Consider the following 20,619-nt stretch of genomic DNA (forward strand, 5'->3'; position numbering starts at 1 on the left):
GTTAATTTTGTTTGGGCAGAGGGCTGATTTGAATGCGCCCTCCTGCCAGATAGATCTGTACACTTTCTTTCCAATGGTTGGTGCGCAGCACCTCGTCCACCATGAATTGTCCTGCGATCGCTACCAATTCGGCTTCCTGACTGGTGCAGAAAATACGGGCATTTTCGTCGCCTTGAACACCTGCAAGCGCGCGTCCGCGCAAAGCGCCATATATATGAATGTTGCCATCTGCCAGTACTTCTGCCCCGGCGGAGACGGCCGCCATAACGATCAAATCTCCACCGCGGGCATAGATCTGCTGGCCAGAGCGTATGGGGGTGGTGATGATTCGAGTGGGAGAGGTGGCGACAGGTGTTTGTTCCGGTTCGGCAGTGGGAGCAGTTGCTTCGCTCGTTTCACTGTTTTTACTGCGCCCCTTTGGCAATACCGCCAGCTGCAGTCGGATGGCCTCACCTTGCAATCTGGCGTTGCCTCCGCGGATCGCGGTTGGCAACAAGGTAAGGTTGCGACAGATGCTGCACAGCTCAGCTAAATCTAGCTGATTTTGCTCGGGTTCAGCTAATTGCTCGAAACCGAAAACAAGCGGGGAGCGCTGGAAGAACGCGGGAGACTGAGCAACTTTTTCTGCCAGTTCCTGTTGGATGGATTCGAGGTCGGCACTTTTCAGTTCCAATAAATTCATTGGAAACAAGCCGCCTTTTAATTGAAAACTTTCAGGGCGGTCCACGCTGGACGCGCGTTGGGCAGATTTGCTCATTGGCGCAGGTAGTTCCTAATGGACAGATTCAGGGAAAATCGTTTTTTTATGGCCTGTTGGTTTTTTTTGAACCAATCTGCATTATCAATTGAACAAGAATAATCCAAACAAACGCAAACCGAAAGGGATGAAGCAGTTTGTATTCTGATCAAATACATTCTTCTACTTATTTGCGCATCATCTGATGCTTGTTTGGTTTTTATGCGGAGTAAGTTTTTTAATTGGCTGTTCGAATTATTGGAGTGGATCGCTGGCGGCAGGTCTGGTGCCTGCCGCCTTTGCTTAAATCAACCTGCAGGTCTTTCGTGGCGGTGTGAAGCGTTTGCGCCTTTGCGGTGAGCAAGTGCCGCTTCGAGTTTTTTGGCTGCATCAGCTATGGCCACATAAAGATCGTTATCCGTTGCTTCGACTGCCACAGACGCACCCATAAACTGGGTTCTGGCCTCCACGCTTTGTTCATTGCGCTCGACTGTAAGCACGACGGAAAGAGCCCCCATGGAAGGATAGTGGGACTGAACTTTCGAAAATTTGCTCTCTACCGCTGTTCTGATACCGTCGGTGATTTCGACATGATGGCCAGATAGGTTAATTTGCATAACAGCCTTCCTTCTTAAGTGGGTTACGGGCTAAACATGAATCTAAATAAAGAAAATATCAAGGATCTTCCTCGTTAATTTATTGGACCATGCGCAGTCACAAGTGCTCTTGATACAAGTCATGCTTAGATTCATGAAGTCGGAAATTTTCGCAATTTGGCGGAAATTCCTTGATTTCAGAGTCGTTTCGTTGAGAGATGTTCCTCTGGCCTTCGTCAACACACCGAAAAAGGTCAAAAAATAATCTATGAAAACCCTGCGCAGACGGGGTATAAACGCAAAGTGCAGGAGCGAATCAGAAAAGTTTTGCGAGCAAAACGGGAATTGCGGTTTCCACCCGCAGAATTCGTTGTCCCAATTGAATGGGCTCGAATCCGAGATCAATAAATTGCCGCACTTCGTTCTCTACAAAACCGCCTTCGGGGCCTACGGCAAGTATCGTCGGCTCCATACCCACAGAATGCGCATGGGGATAATCCCCCGGGTGAGCGATCAATCGTCGGAAATTCTGGCATTGGGTCGGAAGGACGTCTTCAATAAAAGGACGGAATCGTGGGTAATATTCAACCAGCGGAAGCTGTGTGGCTTTGCCTTGTTCGAGGCCTAACACCAATTGTTCTTTCACAGATTCGGGTTTGAGCAGAGGTGTTTGCCAAAAACTCTTTTCCACCCGACTGGTTTGAATCAGACACAGCTTTTGTACACCCATGGTGGCGATGGTCTGTAAGGTGCGCTGCAACATTTTCGGTCGCGGCAGACCTAACACCAGAGTGATGGGTAGAGCAGGTGGCGGAGGCAGGTCGAGCTGATCGACAGTCAGCAGAACTTCGTTCTGGTCGACGGCGGTAACCGTGGCGTACCCCATGGCACCATTCAGTAAGCCAACGCTAAGGCGGTCCGCTGGCTTTACCTTGAGAATGGTGGTGAGATGAACAAGACGGCGATCTGTGAGGCGGACTAGGGAAGGGTTAATAAAGTCCCCGTCCTCCAAAATGATTAGATTCATGCGTTGTACCGTTTGGCGTTCCCGACAGGAATCGAACCTGTATCTAGCCCTTAGGAGGGGCTCGTTCTGTCCATTAAACTACGGGAACGGGGGCGCGCATTGTATCAATTAACCCTTATGGGTCAAAACATAAGGCGTGGTTAGCGAGGTCGTAACTATGACGGCACTCAGTATTATCGTTCCTGTGGGGCCGGGGGCTCCGCATTTGAAATCCTTTCTTAATCATGTGCTGCTCGCGGTAGCGCCGCTAAACGGCGTGGAAATCATAGTTGTCGACTCCCCTGATAATGATCGCGCTGATGCTATTTGCCGGGCGATGGGTATTTGCGTCTACCACTCCAATGGCTCCCGCGCGGTGCAGATGAATATAGGCGCAGCCCATGCGCGCGGCGACTATTTGCTGTTTTTGTTTCCTGAGTGTCGCTTGCCACAGAACTTCGCCGATATGTGGCGAATCGTGCGCCGCCGCGGCGAAACCTGGGGATTTTTTGCCTTGCGATTTGCCCATCCGGCGCGCCTGTCCCGTTGGTTGGGGCGGGGAATTTCCTGGCGGTCAAAAATCAGCGGTATCGCCCGAGCAGAGCAGGCGATTTTTGTTCAGCACAAGGCGTGGCTGTTGACGGAGGGTTTTGGTGAGTCTGCGTCCCGTGTGGACGATGTGGCGTTCTGTCGGCGCTTGCGGCAGATGAGAAGGCCTTTTGTGGTGCGACAGCCAGTGGAATGTCTTGCGGCACCGAACCGCAACGGTGGATGGCTCGGCTTTTTCTATCGATCTTTGTTCAAACGTTCCAATTCGTCCGTGGATCCCCACGAGCTATCGCCCAATCACAGCACTTTTGAGGAAGAAGAAACGAAGCGGATACAGAGGGATCAGCGGAAACGCAAAACTTGGCACTGAGCGGCATAGCCGCCGCTCATTGTTAAAAGGGCGCTTACTTTTTCCTAACTAAAAAGGATCTAGGCTTCACCAAGTTTGTGGGCCTGATAACCAGTTCCACGGCTTCCTTTGGGGGTGTAAACGGAGGCTTGTTCATCCTGCCCGCGCACAATGGAAAGCAAGCGGCTAAATACCTGCTGATTGCGCGCTAGCAGTTTGCCGTTGATTTCGTTCTGTTCTTGGCACTGTTGCAACAGCTGCTTGAACTCATCCCAGTCCTGCTCGATGCCTGGTTGGATGTTGCGAATCAAAGCAACCCAAAGCGTTTCGGGCTTTGCGTCGGTTTTTCCCTGTTGCGCGACCCAGTTGGTGCGTTGGTGGGCGCTTTGCTCCAGATGCTGCAGATTGGCAGCCTTGTTTTGGATGATGGTTTCGAGCTTGTCCAGGTCGCGGGACTTGAGTGCTTCACGCTCTTCATCCAGCAGTTGCAGGAGTTGAGTGCAGGCGTGGATATCCTGCTTGATGTGGTTTTGTAAGGTTGTTTGAGAGAGTGCAGTTTGCGTCATGGGATCGCTCCGGTTTGTGTTATGACAACCCATCCTGTGCGAGCATGCGTTCAGCGATCTTGTTGCTATCCACCTGATATCGACCTTCCGCTATGGCTTGGCGGATGGCGGCTACTTTGGCTTCGTCAACATCACTGCTTTTTTGCACGGCCTGTTCGAGACGACCGAGCGCTTGTGCTTGGCTACTCAAAGAGACGTTGTCTCCCGCGGCAGGCTTGGCTGAGGATTTGCCCTCATTGGGCGCTCCTACGGCCGGGGCATACTTCGCCTTGATGCCGTTGGAGGCGGTGTTGGCAGTCCTGTTCAGACTTGGGTTGCTTGGATCAATAACCATAATTCTTAACCGTTGGATGGCGAAAACTGTACTTCTCAGACAGCTTATCGGCATCTTGCCAGGAAACTTTAAGCCTTAATGAGATTTTTTGTCCGGGCCGTCAAAGGTGCACCTTTACTTTCCCCGGTCCCACGATTTCCGCATCCACTATGCGCTTGGATTTCTCATTGCGTACCTGAATCTGCTCGCCAACCTGCCCACTGGCCAGGGCTGTGGCGCTGGTGACGACAGAGACGGCGCCGGTGCTGGCCTCCAGCACTACCCGATCTCCTTTGCGCACCACTTGTGGCTGTTTGACATGGGACAGCCGCACTGGCTCGCCAGCCTCTAAACGGCGCTTCAGTTCCATGCCGACAACCTGATTGGTGTCGCGAATATTGCCGAAACCGGCCTGGGCCAGGTTCATTCTCATCAGGGTGACATCATCCTGCGTCAATACGGTGCCGCGTTCCAGGCTGCGCGCCAAAACAACTATTTCGGCAAACACATCCACCCGGGCAGGAACATAAATCGTCCAGGGACTCGGCCCGCTGCAATTAACCTTAACTGACAGGTTACTGCCGTACGGGCGAGGGGAGGTGATCTCGTAACGCAATGGGTTGAGACATTTGCTCAAGCGCAGGCGCGGGTCGAGATTTGAGGCGTTCACCTCCAAATTCTCCGGCGGTATGCCGACATATTCATTTTGCAAAGTGTCGAGCAGGAACGCATTTACTTGCGCGCGCAGTTCATTTGGATCTTCAAAACTATCGGCGTAAGTCACGGCAGCGCATAGCAGAGCCCAGCAGAAGAAAAAAATGCGGTATCCCATTTTTCATGTCCTATGCTTAGTGGTGATGGCACCTGCGGGGCGCGTCAAAATTACGTCACCGCTCTGCAAATACATATGGTTGCGACGCTGATTGCAAAGCATATGCCGATTTGGCAAATCATATGCCGTAGCTGACAAGCATGTGCCGGTTAAACAAAGCATGGCCGGCAATAGAACAGCGTCGAACAGAGCAGGCCCGGAAGTAGGCCGGGCGAATTCATTGAATGATGGACCGCAGGTATGAAAGAAAACCGAGGAAGCAGTATGGCCGGTGTTCTCGACAGCGTTAACCAACGTACCCAGCTAGTGGGGCAAAATCGCCTTGAGCTGTTGCTTTTCAGCCTCGGTGGGCGTCAATTGTACGGCATTAACGTGTTCAAGGTTAAAGAAGTTTTGCAATGCCCGCATTTGAGCGAAATTCCCAAGCGAAACCCAGTGGTACGTGGTGTCGCACATATCCGCGGTGGCACCATTCCCATCATGGATATGAGTCAGGCAACTGGCGCGGGCAGATTGGACAATCTTGAAAATTGTTTCGTGATTATCACGGAATACAACCGCTCCACTCAGGGCTTTCTCGTCAGCTCTGTTGAGCGCATTGTGAATATGAACTGGTCGTCGATTCATCCACCACCGAAAGGGGCGGGAAAGGAAAACTATCTGACAGCGGTCACGGAAGTGGACGGACGTTTGGTGGAAATTATTGATGTGGAAAAGATTCTCGCAGAAGTGTCACCGCGGCCGCAGAACGTGAGTGCGGAAGTGATACGGGATGTGGATTCCACAAAATCCGTCAATAAGCACGTTTTGATAGTCGACGATTCTACGATTGCAAGAAAGCAGATTCAGAAAGTCATTGAATCCATGGGCGTGCAAACCACTGTGCTGAAAAACGGCCAGGAAGCTTTGGGTTTTCTCAACGATCTGCTGCGTGAGGGCAAGGATCCCTACAAAGAACTGCTGATGGTGATCTCGGATATCGAAATGCCCGAGATGGATGGCTATACGTTTACTGCGGAAGTGCGAGCCAATCCGAAGCTCAATCGATTGCATGTGATTTTGCATACATCGCTGAGTGGCGTTTTTAATGAAGCCATGGTGAAGAAAGTCGGTGCAGATGATTTTCTCGCGAAATTTCACCCAGACGAGTTGGCGAAAAGAGTGCGGGATCGAATACAAGAAGCGGCCGGGCAAAACGCTTAATTAAAAAGCTAACGCGTTTAATTGACAGTTAAAGACGGCTGACATTTGATTTTGGGGGCGTCGGTCCGTGCACCATAAGTGCTAGGCCACCGCGCGGGTTTGGTTCGAGGAAGCCATCTCAAAAATTAGCCGAGGGATAGCTTGTAAAATCCGGAACCGGTTGGAATGAGTCAATACGAAGGGGACGACGCAGTCCCCGTATCTGCAAGTGAATATCAGGCATTTGTCGCTTTTTTACGAACGGCGTGCGGCATAGATCTGGGTGCTAACAAACAATACCTGGTGTCCACCCGCATCCGCAGAATCATGTTGGAACACCGGCTCCAGAGTCTTACTGAATTGACTCAGCTGGTTCAGCAAGACAGTCAGCGACTCCTGCGTCAAAAAGTCATCGATGCCATGACCACTAACGAGACTTTCTGGTTTCGTGACGGTTATCCCTTTGAGTATCTCAGCAAAACCTTCCTGCCAGAGTTCGCAAAACAAAAACCCGGGGAAAAAGCCCGTATATGGTCCGCCGCCTGTTCAACCGGCCAGGAACCCTATTCCATCAGCATGGCCGTTGAGGAGGGGTTGCGAGCCAGTATCGTTGCTCGTGGCTGCGATGCGGATATTCTTGCCACAGATGTTTCGACCTCGGTGTTGGATGCAGCTCGAGAAGGTATATACGACCGCCTCTCTTTATTGCGCGGTCTTTCCCTTCAGCGCAGCAGCGACTTTTTCGTGCAGATTTCAGCTGATTCTTGGCGAATAAAGGACTCGGTGCGCGACCGCGTGCGGTTTCGCCCGTTAAATCTGCAGGAATCGTTTTATTTGCTCGGCAAATTTGATGTGGTTTTTTGCCGTAATGTGCTGATTTATTTTTCCCAGGATCTCAAGACGGAAATCCTGCGGAAAATTCACGGTGTGCTGAACCCCGGGGGAATTTTATTTCTTGGCGCGTCAGAAACCATATCCGGATTGAACGATTTGTTCGAGATGGTCCGCTGCAATCCGGGAGTTGCCTACCGGGCAAAACTCAAGGGCAGCCCATAATCCTTTTCAAGATCCGCAAGCGAGCAATTCCGGTTGGCTTGCTTCGTACATTTCCAGTCACTTTGCCTGCGGCAAATCCGCGAAGTTTTGACGGCAACAAATTGCCGCTGTCTTTTTCTCTCTCAGCGATAAAAAATATTTCCTTTGCAAATCAATGTATTGAAAGTAGTTTGGCGTTTGGCATATGGCTTGCTTTAGTGCTGCTGTACACCAAAAACCGACGGAAATTTGTTACAGATTTCCCTCTAGGAGAAAACCGTGGCCATCAACTTCCAAAACGCGCTGGGCACCTATGAGACGGCATTGCGGCTGCGTTCGCAGCGCGCCGAAATTTTGTCGAGCAATCTCGCCAACGCCGACACTCCCAACTACAAAGCGCGTGATTTTGATTTTCACGCGGCTATGCAAAGTGCCATGCGCACAACCGAAGGAAAAGCCGGTTTATTGACAACGCAAGACCGACATATAGAAGCCGGGAATTCCTCACTGGGTGTTGATCTGCAATATCGCACACCGACCCAACCTTCCATCGACGGCAATACCGTTGATGAGCATATCGAACACGCGGCATTTATGGAAAACAGTTTGGAATTCCAAACCGCTTTCACACTGCTCAACAGCCGCTTTAAAGGCTTGCTTTCTGCAATCCGAGGAGAATAACCGTGGGCTTGAATCGCATTATTGATATCGCAGGCTCAGGCATGAATGCACAATCCGTGCGCCTGAATACAACCGCCAGCAATATTGCCAACGCGGAATCGGCATCTTCCAGCGCGGAGACAGTTTATCGCGGTCGGCACGCAGTTTTTGCGGCAAGCTACAACAATATGCTCGGCCATCCGGACACTCGTTCCGCTGGTGATCAATCATCGGTAGGCGTTTCTGTATTAGGAATCGTGGAAAGCGATGCGCCGTTACAAATGCGCTATGAACCTAATCATCCATTGGCGGATGAAAAAGGTTACGTCTATTACCCCAATGTTAATGTCGTGGAAGAGATGACCAACATGATTTCCGCTTCCCGCTCATTTCAAGTCAACGTGGAAGTCATGAATACAACCAAGCAAATGGTCCAGCGCGTTTTGACGCTGGGACAGTAATTTAAGGCACATCGGGCGGGTTGAGCCATGAGCGATATCAACAGTATCAGCAATGTCCTCCAGGACTATTCCATCGAGAAAAAAGCCAAAACGGACAAAAAGGATGGCAATGAATTAGGCCAGAAAGCTTTTCTGCAATTGATGATTACCCAATTGGAAAACCAGGATCCCCTGAGTCCGCAGGAAAACGGCGAATTTATCGCACAGCTTGCGCAGTTCAGCTCGGTGGAAAGCCTGGATCGTTTGAATAACAACTTTGACAGTTTTACCAAAAACTTTGTCGCCAATCAGGCGTTGCAAGCATCGTCGCTGGTCGGCCGCTCTGTCAGTGTTGAAACGAATACTTCGTATTTAATGCAGGGTAGTGCGGTAACCGGTTTGGTTGAAATACCGGAAAGCACCGATGATCTCAAGGTGGATATTTATTCCAATTCGGGTGAATTGCTCGACACGATTGATATCGGCTATGTACCAGCGGGTGACCTCGCTTTCCGCTGGAACGGTCAATATGCGGAAATCAACGGCAAATTGATCAATTGGAAAAGTTCACACGAAGGTGGTTTGCCGGAAGGTAGTTATAAATTCTCCTTCACTTCAACGGTAGAAGGTAAACCACACCAAATGAAAAGTTATCTGAGTGCAAATGTTAACAGTGTGACTATTGGTTCCAATGGAGCTCTCAAGCTCAATCTGGCGGGCGTGGGTGCGGTGAATCTCTCGGATGTTAAACAATTTAATGAATAATGAGCCAGTAACCAATTTATTTCATGCGATTGCCGTAACCGGTATTTCGATTAAGAAGTAGCAGGAGAGATTTATGAGTTTTGATGTAGCTCTTAGCGGGATTCGCGCAGCCTCCAATGATTTATCCATTACGGGTAATAACATTGCGAATGCGTCTACCACAGGGTTTAAAAGTTCGCGTGCGGAATTTGGGGATGTTTATGCAACCTCCATCGGCGGCGCAGGCAGTAAATCGATCGGTAGCGGTGTACAGTTGCAGGACGTTTCGCAGCGTTTTTCGCAGGGTAATATCGCGTTTACCGAAAATGAGCTGGACCTTGCGATCAGCGGCAACGGCTTTTTTATCGTTCGCCGTGACGGCGCACAATATTACACCCGCTCAGGTACTTTCGGGCTCGATCGCGAAGGTTACATCACCAGTAACACAGGTGCGCGCCTGCAAGGTTTTCCGGTAAACAGCCGCGGTCAGATCACCGGTATTCAAAGTGATATTCGCATCCAGGCCAGCAATTTGGCTCCGCGCGCGACAACCGCCGTGCAATCGACTTTGAATCTGGATGCATCCGAAACCGTGCTGCAAAGTACAGGAGTTCGCTTTACCACCGATGGTAATGCGATCGGCGTTGCGCGAGTCGGTTTGGAAGATTCTACGCAAACCACTCATACCACCAACCAATTTACCTTGACTCCTCCCATCGACATGACCGCTGGTGGGATTCAATTTAAGGTCGAATTAACCGGCAGTTCCGGCAATAACGGAACAGTGGAGGTTAATCTGGATCCTTCAACCGGCGCTCCTGCGCAAGTTCAGTCATTTAATGACTTGCGCACATTGGTGAGTGTCATTAATGCGCAGTTGTTCCATTCCAACTCGCCTATTGATGTCGTGGCTTCTGTTGTGCAAGACGGTGCAGGATATCGTCTGTCATTTTCCAGTGTGCAAGAAGGTGAAAATTCGCAAATCCGTATTTTCGATACGTCTGCTTCGGCGGCGGCGTTGGATTTGCCGGCGCCTGGTGGCGAGGCTGTTTCAACTCCTGGTATTCCTGCAGCAAACAATGGATATCCACGGCAGTCGATTGATATTGTCGACGCCAAAGGCAAGGTGGTGACTTATACCTCCGCTGCCAATGCATCTGCAGCAGCCATAGCCGCTGAATTAAATGCAGTAACAGGTGTTACCGCAACCGCGACTACCACCATGAGATTCGTCAACAGCGAATTTGACAACGTCAGCGGCACTTTGCAGGTACAACTCAATGGCGTCACTTTATCGGCGCCAACTTTGGCGGGTTTGGAAGATGCCATTAATGCTTTGACAAATTCGACATTGCCTGGAATTACCGCGGAAATCGATGCGGCAACTGGCGATTTGGTGGTGCGATCTTCCGTCGGTGATGACCTGCGTGTTTCTGTTTTAGGTGGTGATCCTGCTACAGACAGCGTTGGCGTTTTGGGCGCACCTAATACGCCTATGGCGATTTTGCTGCCGGGCAGCGCTGATAATACGGCCGTTGTGGGCGGTCAATTGGAAATTGTTTTGGCAGAAGGTTATTCCGCTGCTAACCCAACACCGCCTTCCATTGGTTTGTTTGGCGCATTTACTGAGAACACCTTTACTGAGGTGGTTATCAATGCGTTTGATCCTGCGGATAAAAGCACCTATAACCATGCTACGTCGATGAGAATTTACGACAGCCTTGGTAATCCGCATGTAATGACCCAGTATTTTGTGCGTCAGGAGTATGATCCCAACGATCCGACGACAAGTCCGAACCACTGGATCATGTATGTACAGATCGATGGTCGTGATGTAGGCGATCCGGACACCACTTTGCCGCCGCCGGAAAATACGGTTCCTACACGTGCAGCATTCGATTTGTTCTTTAATCCGGACGGTTCGCTGAATCAGAATTTGTCTGATCCGGTTTTGATTTCCAACTGGACGCCAATGGATGAAGAGGGCAATCCGAACGGCGCCCTGGGGCCGCAAAACGTATTGTCAGGCGGCACTATGAATATTCCGGATCCACCGACCAGCTCGAATTTTGTGATCGACCTTGCCGGCACTACACAGTTCAGCAGTGTATTTTCCGTCAATGACGTCGACCAAAATGGTTACACCACCGGGCGTCTGTCTGGCTTGAATATCGACGATACCGGAATTATCTTCGCGCGCTTTACCAACGGTGAATCCATGGTATTAGGGCAGGTGATTTTGGCGAATTTCACCAACGCACAGGGGTTACAGCCGATCGGCGATTCCATGTGGGTGGAAAACTATGAATCCGGTCCGCCGAATGTGGGTACACCTGGCAGCGCGACTCTCGGAACCATTCAATCCGGAGCCTTGGAAGAATCGAACGTGGATTTGTCGGAAGAACTGGTGCGGTTGATTATCGCGCAGCGAAATTTCCAAGCCAGCGCCAAAACCATCGAAACAACCAACCAGATTACCCAGACCGTAATTAATCTGCGTTAATCAATGATTTCCCTCGTAACCCCCTCCTATCCTCCCCCTTATCAAGGGGAGGGTAGGGGTAGGGTTTTGTCTCTCTAAAATTCCCGCCCATGTCTTCCCTTGTAAAAGGCGAGAGTCCGCGTAATTTGTTATATCCATAAAAATCCCTCTTGGCACCCCCTTTGCAAAATACCTAGCGAGACCGATTTGGGTCGCAATTTTTTGACGCTTTTTCTGCAGGTGTTTAATGGACAAAGCTCTCTATATCGCAATGACGGGTGCCAAGCACAATATGCTTTCGCAGACCGCGCACGCGAATAATCTGGCAAACGTCAACACAACCGGATTTAAAGCGGATTTCGCGCAGGCTCGGGCTATGGCCGTGTACTACGGTGACGGTTTACCGACGCGCGCATACGCCTTATCAGAACGACCTGCGACGGATTTTACGATCGGCAGTCTGCAGGAAACCGGTAAAGATCTGGATATTGCCATCGATGGCGAAGGGTTTATTGCCGTGCAGGACAGCGCCGGCAATGAAGCGTACACCCGCTCTGGTTCCCTCTATATCGACAGCGTAGGCGTGTTGCGAACCGGCAATGGTTTGCCGGTGCTCGGCAATGGCGGACCTATCGCGATTCCCGCAGCGGAGAAAATTGAGATCGGCTTGGACGGCAGCATCACCGTTATCCCACAAGGGCAGGGGCCTGAGGCGCCAGTAGTGGTTGATCGCATTCGTTTGGTCAATCCGAATATTGCCCAGATGACCAAAGGCGAAGATGGTTTATTTCGCGCACTGGATATCGAAGGGCCGCTGCCACCCAATGCAGAAGTTCGTCTGGTTTCGGGTTTTTTGGAAAACAGCAACGTCAACGCAATACATGAATTAACCAGTATGTTGTCGTTGGCACGGCAATATGAATTGCAGGTAAAAGTGATGAGTTCGTCGAAGGAAATGTCGGAAGCATCCGCTCGTTTACTGCAAATGAATTCTTGATCGCCGTTTATTGAAATTTCGAGGTTGTTATGCACGCAGCGCTTTATGTCAGCAAAACCGGATTGTCCGCGCAGGATACTCAGCTCACCACTATCGCCAATAATTTGGCTAACGTGGGGACTGTGGGCTTTAAACGCGATCGCGCGGTATTTGAAGATTTGTTGTATCAAATTCAGCGTCAACCCGGCGCGCAATCCACTGAGGAAACGCAACTGCCTTCCGGTTTGCAACTGGGGACCGGCGTTCGTGTAGTGGGCACACAAAAACAATTTACCGAAGGCAATTTGCAGGTAACGGACAACGCGTTAGACGTAGCTGTAGATGGCCGCGGATTTCTGCAAATTCTCCGTCCCGATGGCACTATCGCTTATACACGCAACGGCCAGTTACATATGAATGCGGACGGTCAACTCGTCACTGCCGGCGGCTTGTTGTTGCAACCGGTGATTGCCATTCCAGAAGACGCGCAATCCATCACCATTGGAACCGATGGAACTGTCAGCGTGGTAACGCCTGGTAATACGGAAGCGCAAGTGGTTGGCAATATTCAGGTGGCGGATTTTATCAACCCCGGTGGTTTGCAAGCCATTGGTGCCAACTTGTTTTTGGAAACCGCTTCCAGTGGCAATCCGATTTTGGGTACACCTGGTGAAGACGGTTTGGGGCAGCTGGTGCAAGGCGCACTGGAAAATTCCAATGTGGATATAGTGGAAGAAATGGTGAATATGATCACCACACAACGCGCTTACGAAATGAATTCGAAAGTCGTTTCCACTGCCGATCAGATGCTGCAGTTTGTAACGCAAAATCTCTAATTCGCAGGCTTGTTATGAAGATTTCCTTGTCGTTTTGGCTCTGCTGTTTGGTATTGGGATTAGCCGGTTGCGTCGCGGGTCCATCGCCGCAACCCAATGATCCTTTTTACGCGCCTGTGATGACCCCTTCGCCTGATTCAGCGCCGGCGAGCAATGGATCTCTGTATCAAGCATCGCGGCAAATGAATTTATTTGAAGACCGCAAAGCAGGGCGCCTGGGGGATATTCTCACCGTGGTGCTCACCGAAAAAACCGTATCGAAAAAATCCAGCAATGTGGAAATCACAAAAGAATCCGATGTTTCCATTCCTGGAGCCAACGCATCCGTATTGGGTAATCCGGTGCATTTTAAAGGGCTAGGTTTGAATACCAATTTATCCTCGGACCGCGAATTTTCCGGTGAGGCGGGCGCAGCGCAAAGTAATAATCTGATCGGCGATGTCGCAGTTTCAGTAGTAGACGTGTGGCCCAACGGGACCCTGGTGGTGCGCGGCGAAAAATGGCTGACCTTGAATCAAGGTGATGAAGTGATTCGCATCAGTGGCCTGGTCAGACCGGAAGATGTGCGTCCAGATAACACAGTGTTGTCGACCAAAGTCGCCAATGCGCGCATTACCTATACCGGCACAGGTACCTTGGCGGATTCTCAATCCCCGGGTTGGTTGAGCCGATTTTTTAACAGCGCCTACTGGCCGTTTTAATCCCTTTAAATCAGGGTGGTGATGAACATGGCGAAGAAATTTCCGGCCTATGTATTTCTGGCGATTTTGGCAATCTGGCAACCGGTTGCATCCGCAGCGCGTTTAAAAGATTTGGCTTCGGTGGAAGGCGTGCGCGGCAACCAATTGGTTGGTTATGGCTTGGTGGTCGGTTTGGATGGTACTGGTGATCAGACCAACCAAGCACCTTTTACTACACAGTCCTTTGCCACCATGCTGAAGCAATTCGGTATTACAGTACCTGATGGTGTGCGTTTCCAGACGAAAAACGTAGCCGCAGTGGCTATCCATGCGGAAATTCCGCCGTTTGCAAAACCCGGCCAAACCATCGATATCACAGTGTCTTCCATCGCCAACGCCAAAAGTTTGCGCGGCGGCAGTCTTTTATTGACACCTTTAAAAGGTGTTGATGGGCAAGTTTATGCGCTGGCACAGGGTAATTTGATTGTTGGCGGTTTCGGTGCGGAAGGTGCGGACGGTTCCAAAGTGACAGTCAATGTACCGAGCGTTGGTCGAATTCCCGGCGGTGCTTTTATTGAACGTGCTGTGCCAACACGCTTTGGCGATAACGGTCGAATTGTCTTTAACCTGCACACAGCTGATTTCACCACTGCAAAACGTGTAGCCAAAACCATTAATGAATTATTGGGACCGGATGTAGCGAGTGCTATGGACGCGGTTTCCATCTCTGTACAAGCACCGCAAAATCCTGCACACAGAGTCGATTTTTTATCGCTGCTGGAAAATCTGGAAGTAGAGCCCGGTGAAACGGCTGCGCGCGTGGTGATTAATTCCCGCACCGGCACCATCGTCGTCGGTCAGCATGTACGTGTTGAACCTGTGGCGATTACTCACGGTTCTCTGACAGTTACGGTTGCCGAAAGTGTGCAAGTCAGCCAGCCCAATCCTCTGGGTGAAGGGCAAACGGCAGTAGTGCCGAAAAGTCAGGTGAGTGTCACCGAAGAAACCAACCCCATGTTCAAATTCAATCCTGCGCCTACGCTCGACGACATTGTTCGTGCGGTTAACGAAGTTGGTGCAGCACCTGGTGATTTAATGGCGATTCTCGAAGCGCTTCGCCAAGCCGGTGCGCTCAAAGCGGAAATCATGGTGATCTGATATGGATATTCGCTCTTCCAGTCCAATGCCCACAAGCGACGTCTATACAGACGTGCAGGGCTTGCAGAGCTTGAAAGCGGAAAAAGACCAGGATGTCGCGCTGAAAAAAATTGCCCAGCAATTCGAGTCGCTATTTCTGCACGAAATGCTGAAAACCATGCGTAAAGCCAATGAAGTTTTTGAAGAGGGAAGCCTGTTTAACGGCGGCGATACGCAATTTTTCCGCGAGATGTATGACCAGCAGTTATCTCTGACGCTCGCGCAAAAAGGCACAGGTCTTGCGCAGACCATTTATCAGCAATTAAGTCGTCAATACGCCCAGGCGGAAGATAAAGCGCCGGTCGATACCAATACGGCTGATGAACAAATCTCAGATGCAAAAACCTTAAATGTCCCGCAGCGAAATCGTGCGCTGAAATCAGATTATGTTTCTGCGCGCGCGCAAGCTGAGGATAAAAATACTACTTCAGGGGCTACGGATTCCGCATCCGCCAGTGAATCCCGCAGCATTTTTAGCAATGCCAGCGAATTTTTGGATGCCGTATTACCCCACGCGCGCGCTGCAGCGAGTGCACTGGGTCTTAATCCGCTGGTATTGGCCGCTCAGGCAGCGTTGGAAACCGGTTGGGGTAAATACGTTATTCGCGATCGGGCGGGGCAGAGCACGCACAATTTCTTCAATATCAAGGCTGACCGCAGTTGGCAGGGTGAAAAAGCCGAAGTCAGCACCCTGGAGTATCGCGGTGGCGTGCCTGTGCGTGAGCAGGCGCAATTCCGCAAATACAGTGATATCGCGGAAAGTTTCGCCGACTATGTGCGCTTTCTGCAGAACAATCCCCGCTATCAAGATGCACTTTCTGTTGCCGCAGATGAGCGGCAATTCGCAGTTGGCCTACAGAATGCAGGGTATGCCACTGATCCCGCTTATGCCGACAAGATTTTGACGATTGTGGAGCAGCTTTCCGCACGACAGTTGGGATCGCGTTGATCTGATCAGCGGTTAGCAGACGTATTAAAAAGGTGATATTTCATGGCCAACGATATCCTCGGCGTCAGTATTTCAGGTCTGAAGATCAGTCAGGCCGCTCTGCGCACGGTCGGTCATAACATCGCAAACGCGGGTACCGATGGGTACAGCCGTCAACGCGTCGACGCCAATACAAACCCTGCTGCGCATCTGGGCGGCCATTACGTCGGCAGCGGCGCGCACGTTAATAGCATTGATCGTATCGTCAATCAGTTCGTGACGGATCAAATGCGCACGGACACTGCCATGTTCAGTGATCTGGAAACCTATTTCGACCAGATCAGCCAGCTGGACAGCCTGCTTTCCAACGATTCCACCGGACTTGCAGTCTCCCTGAATAATTTTTTCGCTGCCATGCAAAATGGCGCCGACGATCCGACTTCCATTCCCTCGCGTGAATTGATTATCAGCGAAGCGCAAAATCTCGCCACGCGATTCAATTCCATTTATGACCGCCTGCAAATAATCGACAGCGGCATTAACACAGGTATGGAAGCAGCGGTCGCTCGTATTAATGCGTTGACCAACAATATCGCGAAATTGAATTTGCAGATCGCCAATGCCATGGGTATGAGCAGTCGCGCTCAGCCCAATGATCTTTATGATCAGCGCGATCTGGCGTTAAAAGAATTGGCCAGCTTGGTATCCATTCAGGTCATCGACCAGGGCAACGGCAAACTCAACGTCCATATTGGTACCGGCCAGAGCCTGGTGTTGGGGGATAAATCGTTGCCGCTGGAATTAACCAACAGCACCGCCAACCCTCTGGAAAAAGAAGTGGTGTATTTCGACGGAACCCGTCGCATTCCCATAACCGACGTAATCAATAGCGGCAAATTAGGCGGTTTGATTCGCGCTCGCGACACTATGTCATCGGTGTACAACGAGCTAGGCAAAATTGCTGTGACAATGGCGGACAGCTTCAATAAGCTGAACAGCCAAGGCGTGGATTTGGAAGGCGATTTTGGCGGTAACTTTTTTTACGACGTCAACGACGACCAAATTGCGCGCAGCCGCGTGATTAATAATGGTGGTAACGCCAAGCCGGATGACCGCCGTTTAGCGCTTTATATTGATGACAGTACCAAAATCACCAGCAGCGACTATGAAATTTCGTTTTCGCAAGGCGGCATCTACAAAATCACCCGTCTGGGTGATGGTGTTCAGGTTGCCAATGGTGCGCTCAATGGAAAATTTCCCGCCACCATTAAATTTGACGGTCTTGAACTGAAATTCGAGAGCGGTTCTTTTCAGGCGGGCGATAAATTTACTCTGCAGCCAGTGCGCACCGGTGCCAACGATATTTCCGTTGCTGTAGCCTCTCCACGAGATCTCGCTTTTGCCAGCCCTTTAGTGACCGATGCTGCTCTGGGTAATCGTGGCACCGGTACTATCAGTGCAGGTGAATTGGTGTCGCTGAAAGATGCCAACGGCAATCCATTGCCGCTGTTTGCCGAAGCCGGAACCATGTCGCCGCCGCTGATTGTGGTATTCAATACACCTTATTCCTACGACATTCTGGATAATTCCGATCCCGGCAACCCTGTGCATTTGAATCCGCCGATTCGTGATCAACGCTACGTGCCGGGCGTTACGCAAAATCTGTTTCCGCAAAGCATTGGCGGCACACAGGTGTCGACCAATGGCGAAATGATGGGATTGCCCGATGGGCGATTTGCGGTAACGCAAGCAGCGCTGTTGCCAGGCGGCACTCCGCCGGATTTTACGGTAACGGATTTTAGCGGTGCTAATTCATTTTCGTTTGACGTTACTGTCTCAGGAAAAGCAAATGGTGCTGTCACAAGCTATACCCTTACCATCGATGGCGGCGATATAACAGACAATGAAAGCTTGCTACAGCATATCAACGGGCAATTAACCAACACAGATGTGCGCGCATATATTGCTGACGATGGCAGCTTGGCATTTCGTATGTTGACTCCGGGTTACGGCAATATCACATTAGAGAATTATTCCGGCGGTAACCAAGCCAATAATTTATTCGGTTTTGATATTGAAGGTTCAACTTTTACTACAGAAGGTAATGCAGACGGTGTAGCAGGCTACGGCATGTTGACCAATGGTTACCCTGCAGAAATGGTTACCATTACGCGGCCTTCGACAACGCCAGGCGCTGCACCTGTCAGCGTCAATCTGTTTACACCACAAAATGCGTCCGCCAAAGAATTGGCCGGGTTGTTGAGTAGTCAGCCTGGTGTAGTGGCCAATGCTTTTAACTACGTGGAACTTTCTGATTTGCAAATTACTCGCACTGAGCCTTTGCAAATCAGTCTGAATGGCGAGAAATTGCTGGAATACAGCGTGGAGCCAGTGACCGGCAATCCCATTATCGCGGCAACAGTTCCTGATCCAGTGACGCATCCGGATGAGTTTTACGATTATGTCGCGGAGCAGATAAACAATAATCCAGCATTGCAAGCCAAAGGCATTTACGCCGTCGCAGGTGCAGACAGTGTGACCGGCGCGCGCGAATTGCAAATTTACAGCTCTGAAGGTGATGACTTCAAAATATCGCTGACCGCAGCAGCAGGGGAGAGCATTGATGTCAGTGACGGTGAAAATAGTCCGCTGACCTTGACAGGTGCTGGCAACAGCGTCGGCTCGCATATTGTCGTTGGCGGTCGTTTGGATATCAGTCTCGACGAGGGTATTACGCTTGGTACTACACCGTCAGACAGTATGATTTTTGGTGATACCAAAGCAGACGATTTTGCCTTGTCCACCTATTTGGGAATTCAAGCGAGCATCAGTGGCTCACCTCAAGCAGGTGACCGATTTACCCTGGATTTTAATCGCGATGCCGCTATGGATAACCGCAATGCGCTGAAAATGATTGAGCTGCAGCAAACCAAAATGGGTAAGGAAGGGACCACCTTCAATCAATCTTATGGCTCGTTGGTGGAAAAAGTCGGTATCGAAACCAGCTCAGCCAAAATTAATCGCAATGCGGCGGAACGGGTTTTGCAACAAACGGAAGACCTCCGTAATTCCATTTCCGGAGTCAATTTGGATGAAGAAGCGGCAGATCTTATCCGCTTTGAGCAAATGTTTTCCGCCAACGCACAAGTCATTTCGGTCGCACGCGATATTTTTGACCGCTTGATCAACTCTTTCTGAGGCGATTGGTTCAGAGGTTTAATGCAATGAGAGTATCGTCGCAGCAGCTGTTCAATATCGCCCGCAATTCCATGGCGGGAGCAAACAGAGAAATTATCAAAACCCAGGAACAGATGTCCGAAGGCAAACGTGTGTTGACCGCCTCTGACGATCCTGTGGCGGCCACCAAAATTACTCAGCTGACCGATGAGCTGGCGAATATCGACCAATATCTAAAAAACATCAAAATTGCTGAGAATAACCTGACTCTGGAAGAATCTATTCTCGACAGCGCCGTGAATATCATTCACCGCATTCAGGAAATTGCCGTCGCTGCGGGTAACACCGCTTCGCTGACAGAAAATGACTATAAAGCCTATGCCGCAGAGGTGTCCGCGCGCCTGGACGAAATGGTCAACTTAATGAACACCCGCAATGCCAGTGGAGATTATATTTTTGGCGGTTATAAAAGTGGGACAGAACCTTTTTCCGGCGATTCCTTCAGCGGCTTTAAATATCAGGGCGACGATGGTCAGCAATACATCAAAATCGCCAATAACGCCAAAGTCGCCACCACTGATTCCGGCAAATCCGTATTCCTCGATATTTCGAGCGCGAACAAAACTTTCGACACTTCCGCAAGCCCCAAAAATCAGGCTAACCCGCCAGCGAAAATCAATGTTGGCCAAGTGGTGAACCAACAGGCTTATGACGAATTTTATCCGGAAGACATCATCATCACGTTTAATCCAGATGCATCAGTATCGCCACCGGGCAAAAACTTCACCGCAAGCGAGCGTTCAACCGGGCGCGTCATTGTGGCCAATCAGCCTTATGTTTCCGGCGACGAAATTACTCTGAAAGGCGTGAGCGTTAGAATCGTTGGTCAACCTATGGCGGGGGATCAGTTTTTTATCGAATCTTCCGAAAAACAAGGCATTTTGACCACCTTGGCACGTTTTAAAGAAGCGCTGGAGTCCTTTGATGGTACTCCGGACGGAAAAACCGAATTGGCCTCCGTAGTAGCATCTACCTTAAGTAACCTGACCAATGGTTTAACCAACGTTGTCAATGTGCAAACCAAAATCGGCGCGCGCATGAATGCCATTGAAGGAGCGCGCGATCTGCATTTGGATACGCAATTAGTGAACAAAAAGATTTTGTCCGGACTACGTGATTTGGACTATGCGGAAGCGGCTACCCGCTTATCGCAACAATCCCTTATTCTGCAAGCTGCGCAGCAATCTTTTATCCGCGTAAGCCAGCTCAATCTGTTTTCACGTCTCTGAGATCTGAATCGGGTTCCACTAAAACCGGCTTAGGCCGGTTTTTTTA

Annotated in this window: 20 protein-coding genes and 1 tRNA gene; 14 read left to right on the top strand and 7 right to left on the bottom strand. The window is 50.4% G+C overall.

Going from position 1 to position 20,619, the window contains the following annotated elements:
• Position 1: 1 nt before the first annotated feature.
• The 4 genes from minC to DWB84_RS17985 form a co-directional block, all read right to left on the bottom strand.
• Positions 2-757, bottom strand: coding sequence for a septum site-determining protein MinC (gene minC, locus DWB84_RS17970; protein ID WP_187411203.1), 756 nt, complete (start codon positions 755-757; stop codon positions 2-4).
• 287 nt (positions 758-1,044) lie between these two features.
• Positions 1,045-1,353 carry a ribosome hibernation-promoting factor, HPF/YfiA family gene (hpf, locus tag DWB84_RS17975; RefSeq protein WP_187411204.1) on the bottom strand — a complete coding sequence of 103 codons (309 nt, stop codon included), beginning with the start codon at positions 1,351-1,353 and terminating at the stop codon, positions 1,045-1,047.
• Positions 1,354-1,648: 295 nt separating this feature from the next.
• A complete protein-coding gene (locus DWB84_RS17980) occupies positions 1,649-2,359 on the bottom strand; it encodes a 16S rRNA (uracil(1498)-N(3))-methyltransferase (protein WP_187411205.1) in 711 nt (236 codons plus the stop codon).
• Positions 2,360-2,372: 13 nt separating this feature from the next.
• Positions 2,373-2,447: transfer RNA gene (locus DWB84_RS17985), tRNA-Arg, on the bottom strand.
• Between the two features lie 69 nt (positions 2,448-2,516).
• On the opposite strand from DWB84_RS17985, the gene DWB84_RS17990 reads away from it, so the two are divergent.
• Entirely contained in the window at positions 2,517-3,257 is a 741-nt protein-coding gene (locus DWB84_RS17990) for a glycosyltransferase (RefSeq protein ID WP_187411206.1), read from the top strand.
• Positions 3,258-3,316: 59 nt separating this feature from the next.
• Here the strand turns inward: DWB84_RS17990 and DWB84_RS17995 are convergent, their stop codons facing one another.
• The 3 genes from DWB84_RS17995 to flgA all read right to left on the bottom strand — a co-directional run bounded on the left by DWB84_RS17995 (position 3,317) and on the right by flgA (position 4,947).
• A complete protein-coding gene (locus DWB84_RS17995; protein ID WP_187411207.1) occupies positions 3,317-3,802 on the bottom strand; it encodes a flagella synthesis protein FlgN in 486 nt (161 codons plus the stop codon).
• A gap of 19 nt (positions 3,803-3,821) precedes the next feature.
• Positions 3,822-4,136, bottom strand: a complete 315-nt coding sequence (flgM, locus tag DWB84_RS18000) for a flagellar biosynthesis anti-sigma factor FlgM (protein ID WP_187411208.1) — start codon at positions 4,134-4,136, stop codon at positions 3,822-3,824.
• A 100-nt stretch (positions 4,137-4,236) separates the two neighbouring features.
• Complete coding sequence (flgA, locus tag DWB84_RS18005; RefSeq protein WP_187411209.1) at positions 4,237-4,947, bottom strand: flagellar basal body P-ring formation chaperone FlgA; 711 nt, start codon at positions 4,945-4,947, stop codon at positions 4,237-4,239.
• 264 nt (positions 4,948-5,211) lie between these two features.
• Here flgA and DWB84_RS18010 point away from each other — a divergent pair, with 264 nt between their 5' ends.
• From DWB84_RS18010 to flgL, 13 genes are all read left to right on the top strand, one after another.
• Positions 5,212-6,150 carry a chemotaxis protein CheV gene (locus tag DWB84_RS18010; RefSeq protein ID WP_187411287.1) on the top strand — a complete coding sequence of 313 codons (939 nt, stop codon included), beginning with the start codon at positions 5,212-5,214 and terminating at the stop codon, positions 6,148-6,150.
• Between the two features lie 165 nt (positions 6,151-6,315).
• Complete coding sequence (locus tag DWB84_RS18015) at positions 6,316-7,185, top strand: protein-glutamate O-methyltransferase CheR (protein WP_187411210.1); 870 nt, start codon at positions 6,316-6,318, stop codon at positions 7,183-7,185.
• Positions 7,186-7,443: 258 nt separating this feature from the next.
• Positions 7,444-7,845 carry a flagellar basal body rod protein FlgB gene (gene flgB / locus DWB84_RS18020; protein ID WP_187411211.1) on the top strand — a complete coding sequence of 134 codons (402 nt, stop codon included), beginning with the start codon at positions 7,444-7,446 and terminating at the stop codon, positions 7,843-7,845.
• A 41-nt stretch (positions 7,846-7,886) separates the two neighbouring features.
• Entirely contained in the window at positions 7,887-8,285 is a 399-nt protein-coding gene (gene flgC, locus DWB84_RS18025) for a flagellar basal body rod protein FlgC (protein WP_222868271.1), read from the top strand.
• Positions 8,286-8,312: 27 nt separating this feature from the next.
• The gene (locus DWB84_RS18030; RefSeq protein ID WP_187411213.1) at positions 8,313-9,029 is read left to right on the top strand and encodes a flagellar hook assembly protein FlgD; all 717 of its coding nucleotides are present in this window, start codon (positions 8,313-8,315) and stop codon (positions 9,027-9,029) included.
• Positions 9,030-9,102: 73 nt separating this feature from the next.
• The gene (locus DWB84_RS18035; protein WP_187411214.1) at positions 9,103-11,511 is read left to right on the top strand and encodes a flagellar hook-basal body complex protein; all 2,409 of its coding nucleotides are present in this window, start codon (positions 9,103-9,105) and stop codon (positions 11,509-11,511) included.
• A gap of 226 nt (positions 11,512-11,737) precedes the next feature.
• Positions 11,738-12,487, top strand: coding sequence for a flagellar basal-body rod protein FlgF (gene flgF, locus DWB84_RS18040; protein ID WP_187411215.1), 750 nt, complete (start codon positions 11,738-11,740; stop codon positions 12,485-12,487).
• Between the two features lie 29 nt (positions 12,488-12,516).
• Positions 12,517-13,302, top strand: coding sequence for a flagellar basal-body rod protein FlgG (gene flgG, locus DWB84_RS18045; RefSeq protein ID WP_187411216.1), 786 nt, complete (start codon positions 12,517-12,519; stop codon positions 13,300-13,302).
• A gap of 14 nt (positions 13,303-13,316) precedes the next feature.
• Positions 13,317-14,003 (top strand): flagellar basal body L-ring protein FlgH, encoded by a 687-nt coding sequence (gene flgH, locus DWB84_RS18050; RefSeq protein WP_187411217.1) that lies wholly within the window; start codon positions 13,317-13,319, stop codon positions 14,001-14,003.
• 27 nt (positions 14,004-14,030) lie between these two features.
• Complete coding sequence (locus DWB84_RS18055) at positions 14,031-15,140, top strand: flagellar basal body P-ring protein FlgI (RefSeq protein ID WP_222868266.1); 1,110 nt, start codon at positions 14,031-14,033, stop codon at positions 15,138-15,140.
• A 1-nt stretch (position 15,141) separates the two neighbouring features.
• The gene (gene flgJ / locus DWB84_RS18060; protein WP_187411219.1) at positions 15,142-16,128 is read left to right on the top strand and encodes a flagellar assembly peptidoglycan hydrolase FlgJ; all 987 of its coding nucleotides are present in this window, start codon (positions 15,142-15,144) and stop codon (positions 16,126-16,128) included.
• 42 nt (positions 16,129-16,170) lie between these two features.
• Positions 16,171-19,305, top strand: a complete 3,135-nt coding sequence (flgK, locus tag DWB84_RS18065; protein WP_187411220.1) for a flagellar hook-associated protein FlgK — start codon at positions 16,171-16,173, stop codon at positions 19,303-19,305.
• Positions 19,306-19,331: 26 nt separating this feature from the next.
• Entirely contained in the window at positions 19,332-20,573 is a 1,242-nt protein-coding gene (gene flgL / locus DWB84_RS18070; protein ID WP_187411221.1) for a flagellar hook-associated protein FlgL, read from the top strand.
• The last annotated feature ends 46 nt before the right edge of the window (positions 20,574-20,619 follow it).

The sequence above is a fragment of the Saccharophagus sp. K07 genome (genome assembly GCF_014336955.1).
Taxonomy (GTDB): Bacteria; Pseudomonadota; Gammaproteobacteria; order Pseudomonadales; family Cellvibrionaceae; genus UBA5868.